This is a genomic window from Stenotrophomonas sp. YIM B06876, assembly GCF_030711595.1.
GTDB lineage: Bacteria > Pseudomonadota > Gammaproteobacteria > Xanthomonadales > Xanthomonadaceae > Stenotrophomonas.
On sequence record NZ_JAUJUJ010000128.1, the window covers coordinates 1 to 1388 of the forward strand.

Sequence of the window (1388 nt, forward strand, 5' to 3'; positions counted from 1 at the left end):
AGCATGGCGACACGCCCGCCGAAACGCTGGAAGAGCAGCCGGTGCAGGTCAGCGTGGCCGGCCGCATGATGCTCAAGCGCGTCATGGGCAAGGCCAGTTTCGCCACCGTGCAGGACGGCTCCTTTGGCACCACGGGCGGGCGCATCCAGCTCTACATCACGCGCGACGCGGTGGGCGAAGAGCTGTATGCGGCCTTCAAGCACTGGGACCTGGGCGACATCGTGGGCGCCGAGGGCACGGCCTTCAAGACCAAGACCGGCGAGCTGTCGGTCAAGGTGACCCGCCTGCGCCTCTTGACCAAGAGCCTGCGCCCGCTGCCCGACAAGTTCCACGGTATGGCCGACCAGGAGCAGAAGTACCGCCAGCGTTATGTCGACCTGATCACCGACGAGCAGGCGCGCAAGCGCTTCGTCGCGCGCAGCAAGGCCGTGAGTGGCCTGCGCGAATTCATGGTGGGCCACGGCTTTCTCGAAGTCGAGACGCCGATGCTGCACCCGATCCCGGGCGGCGCCAACGCCAAGCCGTTCGTGACGCACCACAACGCGCTCGAACAAGAGATGTACCTGCGCATCGCGCCCGAGCTGTACCTCAAGCGCCTGATCGTGGGCGGCTTCGAGCGCGTGTTCGAGATCAACCGCAGCTACCGCAACGAAGGCATCTCGGTGCGCCACAACCCCGAGTTCACCATGATGGAGTTCTACGCGGCGTACTGGAACTACCTGGACCTGATGGACTTCACCGAAACGCTGATCCGCGACGTGGCGCTCAAGGCAACCGGCGCGCTGCAGATGAGCTACCAGGGCCGCGCCGTGGACCTGTCGCAGCCCTTTGCGCGCCTGACCATCCGCGAAGCCATCTTCCAGTACACCGAGGCCGGTGCCCATGTGGACGACGCCGCGTGGCTGACCAGCGCACTGAAGAAGCTCGGCATGACCGAGGAGAAGAACCATCTGGCCAAGCGCACGCTGGCCAGCCTGCAGGTGCTCTACTTCGAGGAAATGGTCGAGGACAAGCTCTGGCAGCCCACCTTCATCATGGAGCACCCGACCGAAATTTCGCCGCTGGCGCGTGCCAACGACAGCCGCCCCGAGGTCACCGAGCGCTTCGAGCTCTACATCACGGGCCGCGAGTTCGGCAATGGTTTCAGCGAACTCAACGATGCCGAGGACCAGGCCGCGCGCTTCAACGCGCAGGTCGCGGCCAAGGACAGCGGCGACGACGAAGCCATGTTCTTCGACCATGACTTCGTGCGCGCGCTCGAATACGGCATGCCGCCCACCGGCGGCTGCGGCATCGGCATCGACCGCCTGATGATGCTGCTGACCGACAGCGCCAGCATCCGCGACGTGATCCTGTTCCCCGCGCTGCGCCGCGAAAGCGGACGCGCC

At 65.6% G+C, this 1388-nt stretch carries 1 protein-coding gene; it reads left to right on the plus strand.

What is annotated here, in order from left to right; genetic code table 11:
* Window positions 1-1388: lysine--tRNA ligase (lysS, locus tag QZH66_RS15310; protein ID WP_305806767.1), on the plus strand; the 1388-nt coding region annotated here is incomplete at both ends.